This is a genomic window from Bacillus cereus group sp. Bc031, assembly GCF_027716265.1.
Taxonomy (GTDB): Bacteria; Bacillota; Bacilli; order Bacillales; family Bacillaceae_G; genus Bacillus_A; species Bacillus_A paranthracis.
The window spans coordinates 1-5,160 of record NZ_JAQFUL010000155.1; the positions used below are offsets into that span (position 1 = coordinate 1).

Sequence of the window (5,160 nt, forward strand, 5' to 3'; positions counted from 1 at the left end):
TTTTGTGTCATGTCCATTCGAGTCGCCCCATATGCCTGATCACTTCGTTTTCCTGGTTCAATTTTCACATCAGAAAAGGGGTACAGCCGAGATACGTGTAAAAATAGGTCATAGGCTTACTTTTATTTCCAACTATGACCTATTTAGCTTATAGAGGAATCGTTTCTTCTATTGGTTGGGGGATTTTTTGTAAATCAATTACATAATCTCCGAATCGTTTTATATGTCTAGTTATATAAGGACTTAGCCTTTCTAAATCTTGGCGTGAAAAGCGATAACCTTCTTTTTTTAGTTGCCATAAAATCATGGTGATATCTACTACATTTTGAAAAATTACAGAATTGGTAATTAAATCATTGTATTTTATACGTTTTTCCTGTTCAATTGGATCGTTTTCCGTAATAATACCATCGCCACCAAAAAACAACCATTTCGAAAAACCATTATAGGCTTCGACTTTATTGGTACTAGCTGTAATTTGTTCACGTAATTTCATATCTGAAATATACTGAAGAAGGAAGATTGTTCGAATCACTCTTCCAAGTTCTCGAAATGCTTGATATAATCGGTTTTTCTTACTATTACTACTTAATTTTCTAAGAAGCGTCGAAGGTAATATTTTTCCCATCTTAATTGAAACAACCACTTGAAACAAATCTTTCCAATGAGTTTCAATCAACCCCCAATCAATTACATCTTTAAATAAAGGATCTATATGTTTATAATGCGTATGTTTATCTGGTCGGAAAAATTTTAAATCTTTCCAATTGCGAATTCTAGGCATAAGTTTAATTCCTAATAGATAAGATAAGGCAAATACAGGTGTAGATTGTCCTTGTGTATCAGCATGAAGGGTATCTGGTTGAATATCAGATTTATTTTTTAATAGCCCATCAATAATATATACCGCTTCCCAAACACCACAGGGGATAAAATGACTAAAAAGAGCGATATAATTATCCGCAACATGATGATAGGCAAGCCCTCCATATCCGCCATAACGAATGTGGTATTCTGATACTAAATTTTCTATATACATATCGTGTTTTGTTCCATCAGCTGATGCTACTTTTCCAGTTCCCCATAGTTTTGGTAGACTAAATGTATTATATTGATTCAAAACATCCTGAAGTGCAGCATTTAATTTCGGAATATGAATATGTCTACGATTCACAAAAGAAAGCATGTGAGCTGTCATGGTATTACGTATATGCTTGGATGTTTGCGTTGGTCCTAAATTACATCCATATCCAAATGTAGTAACAATATAGCGTTCCGTTGAATTTTCTAATTTAGGATCAGATCCGGATAAAGGGCCAAAATGTCTTGTCCAATGAGTCCAATGTTCTACATTACAAAGTATATCTAATACAGTTCGTTCTGGTAAACGTTGTATAATTTCTTTTTCTAACAATTTACTACTTGTAGACACATCTCTTCGTGCTAATCGTTTTAAAATAGGTTCTCCATCTTCTGTTATAATTACCTGGCCATTATTCGGATAATTTAAATCTACCGTATTGGCGACAGAAGTTAACTTGTGTTTAAGTTGTTTAACAAAATGAGTAGGAGATGAAGGGAAATTAAGTTCTAGACAATACTCCTTAACTAGCGGTTCGCATTCATCCCAAGGTAGTAACTGTCTCCTATAATCAGCGTATTTTTCAGAACCTTGTACACTTACGTCACCTGTCTTTAATTCGGAAGATAAATAGGAAAATATACAGATTTCAAGACGTTTACGATACAATAAATTAGAATCCTTTCCAACTCGAAGAGTTTGTCTCCATTGCTCGCTTGCAAATGATAAATCAAGATTAGTAGGAAGTTGTTCTACTCTTCGATTTTCATTTAGCAACAAAAATTGTAAAGCTTTTATAAGAGAATCATCCTGAGTCGTTGAATCCAATTTTAATAATGAAATCAATCGAAATAAAGTCTTTCTGTGACTGTTATAGAACTTTTCTAATAAAGGAAGATAATTATTCCCGTTATATGCAGAAATAGCTAAGCAATGTTGTTGTAGGGAATCGACACCGCCTTTTTCTTCAAATAACTCCGTTATTTTACTGCCTATCATGTTGGTATCATCATACATATGAGTCGTATGTAAAACTTCACTCAATATAGAAATAAGATTTTCACTTATAGAACGTTGCTGTTCTCGTAAAAGAGTCAATTCTTCTTTTCCTTTTTTATGTATTCTAGCAATCCTTTTTAAAAACATCTCTATTAAATTATCTCTTGTTACAATTTGTGAACGATAAATAACAGACAATAACAACATATACCTTTTGGCCATATGAAAGTCTTTTATTTCCGATGCATCTAAAGCTAGTGCTTCTGATGCAAAGTGTTTAATTTTAGAATTTGGAATCTCTTTTAATAGCTCCTCGATGTTTGATATAAAAGATGTAATAAAATCTAGTTTGTTTTGTAGCTCTTTCATATGAGAAATTGAGGGACTTTTCGGAAGTTCTTTAAAATAATTAAAACCAGAATGCTTGGTTTCTTGCGCGATATAAAGTAATTCATCAAGTTTATGTTTTTCTTGTTTTGACAACCGATTCATAACTGTATGACATAATTGGTCGTTAACCAATGTCCGGACACGACGAGTAAGTCGATCTAAAGTACTGAATGCTGGTAATTCATAGCGCTCTTTAATTAATTCTTCGATTGCAACATTAATTAAATCCGGAGGATGATCCATCACGTGAGAAGCATTATAGATAGCCTTTGTAGCTACATGCAAAGCATCTTTTCCAAATGCATATACCTGTAAATATTGACGAATTTCTTTTTGATGTCGATACATCACTTTTGGATTGAATTTAAGTTCTATTTCATTAGATATATTAAGACATGATCGAATATGTTGAAGCACCATTGGTGGAATATCCTTAGGACGTGGAAAATAGCCTAATCGTTGAAAAGACTTTAACATGGCTAAACAAATAAAAACTGAACTCTCTCCACGTGCTACACGATGTGCAAATATATTTTCTTCATGTGTAATCGTATAAATTGCTGCAAGTTCTTTCTTAGTTAAGTTTTGTTTAAATCTGGGATATGCTGTACGTTCAACTGAAGTCACTCTCATTCCTCCTAGTTCGAATTACATCCAAAATGGTTATCTAACTCTTTCATCTTACGATAAAGAGTTTATCTGTGTCTATTATGGGTAGACCCTAATCACCCATTGGTTAGTTATTGAAAATGCTCGGTTCGAATTGTATGATTAGGGTGTATGATAATAGATTGAAAAATGAGGTGAATTTCGAAAAATGAAAATTGCTTATGCTAGAGTTTCAACTTTAGATCAAAATTTAAATAGACAGATACAAAAATTAAAGGAATTTGGAGCAGAAAAAATATTCACGGAACAAAAATCTGGTGCATCTGTTCATAATAGAGAAGCATTTCAGGAGGCGTTACAATTTGTTCGAAGTGGAGATACATTTATGGTAGAAGCTATCGACAGACTTGGGCGTAATTATGATGAAATTATTGAGACTGTTAATTATCTAAAGAGAAAGGAAGTAAAGTTAATTATTACTAGCCTACCTATTATGGCAGGAGCAATTGGAAACTCTTTATTGGATAAATTCATCAAAGATTTAATCATTCAAATTTTGGCTATGATTGCGGAACAGGAACGAACAGAAACGAAAAGGAGACAAGCACAAGGAATTTCAATAGCCAAACAGAAAGGTGTCTATAAAGGAAGACCAACCATCTATTCTCCAACAGCAAAAGACCCTCAAAAAAGGCTAGTGTACAATCAAGTGTTTGAAATGTTAAATGATGGCGAAGCCATTTCTCATATTGCAAAGGAAAACGGTATAACTCGGCAAACCGTCTACAGAATAAAGAATGCTATGTCTAATTAAAATAGTTATATGACTATTTTATTCTAGTTCTCATTTTTCAAATAAACGTTTGTTTATGTAGCTTTAAAATAAAGTTTGATTAAATTACTATCAACAACCATGATATAGAAGCAAATATAAAGAACATGTTAATCAAAACATGTTCTTATTTAATATAATCGATTCACTTCTTTATAAAAAATTTGATCATTTTATTGAAGCTGATTCCACAAATGCACCCGTTAGTTCAATAAGAATTATTCTTGAACTTCTCTAATACTTTTCCCACTTAAAAACGCATGTCCGTTTGTTAACTTTTTTACGGTTTGAAATCCATACTTCTGATATACTTTTTCTATTGATTCATTTATTGGAAAAACCCAAAGTTTTTTAATTCCTCTATTTATTACTTCTTTTTGTATAAATTGAATAATTTCACCTATCAAGCCTTTACCTCTGAATTCTTTAATTGTAGCTACACTTTCCATTCGAGCTTGTTCCCCATCTTCAAAAATACAAGCAGTTGAACAAGCTATCCCGTCAAACCGAAGAAGATAATGTGTGAAGGAAGAATGATTAAATTGTTCTTTATAAACTTTCTCAATCGATTCCTTACCTCCAAACTCTTTAATACTACTCTCTATATCTAAAGCTTCTTGATAATTTTCTTTTGTTACTTTTTCAATAGTAACTCTTTTATTATTCTGAATGTCAATCACTCTATTATTCCATAATTGAACAGGACTAACGAGTTCTTCATATCTAAAATTCCTTGCTTTTAATTCAGTAATTAGATTTTGTTGGCTCTCTAAATTATAGATGTAAAACCTTGGTATAATTTTTTTAGACTGATAATAGCTAATAACCTCGTCTATAACTGACTGCGGATGTAAACACTCATCAATAATATGTGCATGATTTGAGTCATAATAATTGGGTTGGTTTTCATTACAAAATAATGATCCCCACGAGGTATCAATTCGTTTAGAAAAAGTTTCATAGTATGAAATATCAAGCATTAAAAGTTTTTGTGAATTTGGCATATAGTTACCTCTCAATTTCCAGAATATAATTAATATTAACTGAATTATAGCATATATATTTCAAATCCACAGTTTACATGAAAAGTGAAAATGAAAGCTTAGACGAAATCACATTGGAAATAAAAGTAAGCCTATGACCTATTTTTACACGTATCTCGGCTGTACCCCGAAAACTCTCCGCTCAACAAGTCATACTCTAATTGAATTTTCACACCAGCTGTATGACTACAGCCTCCGGCACCAGG

3 protein-coding genes are annotated in these 5,160 nt (G+C 32.3%); 1 reads left to right on the forward strand and 2 read right to left on the reverse strand.

What is annotated here, in order from left to right:
* Positions 1-148: 148 nt before the first annotated feature.
* A complete protein-coding gene (locus PDQ33_RS28140; RefSeq protein ID WP_000204927.1) occupies positions 149-3,097 on the reverse strand; it encodes a Tn3 family transposase in 2,949 nt (982 codons plus the stop codon).
* Between the two features lie 190 nt (positions 3,098-3,287).
* Here PDQ33_RS28140 and PDQ33_RS28145 point away from each other — a divergent pair, with 190 nt between their 5' ends.
* A complete protein-coding gene (locus PDQ33_RS28145; RefSeq protein WP_000686376.1) occupies positions 3,288-3,893 on the forward strand; it encodes a recombinase family protein in 606 nt (201 codons plus the stop codon).
* A 236-nt stretch (positions 3,894-4,129) separates the two neighbouring features.
* Here the strand turns inward: PDQ33_RS28145 and PDQ33_RS28150 are convergent, their stop codons facing one another.
* Positions 4,130-4,915 carry a GNAT family N-acetyltransferase gene (locus tag PDQ33_RS28150; protein ID WP_001133935.1) on the reverse strand — a complete coding sequence of 262 codons (786 nt, stop codon included), beginning with the start codon at positions 4,913-4,915 and terminating at the stop codon, positions 4,130-4,132.
* Positions 4,916-5,160: the final 245 nt, after the last annotated feature.

Bases quoted from the DNA above. Each gene is read 5' to 3' on its own strand.
- PDQ33_RS28145 (WP_000686376.1), top strand. From the start codon at position 3,288: ATGAAAATTGCTTATGCTAGAGTTTCAACTTTAGATCAAAATTTAAAT.
- PDQ33_RS28150 (WP_001133935.1), bottom strand. From the start codon at position 4,915: ATGCCAAATTCACAAAAACTTTTAATGCTTGATATTTCATACTATGAA.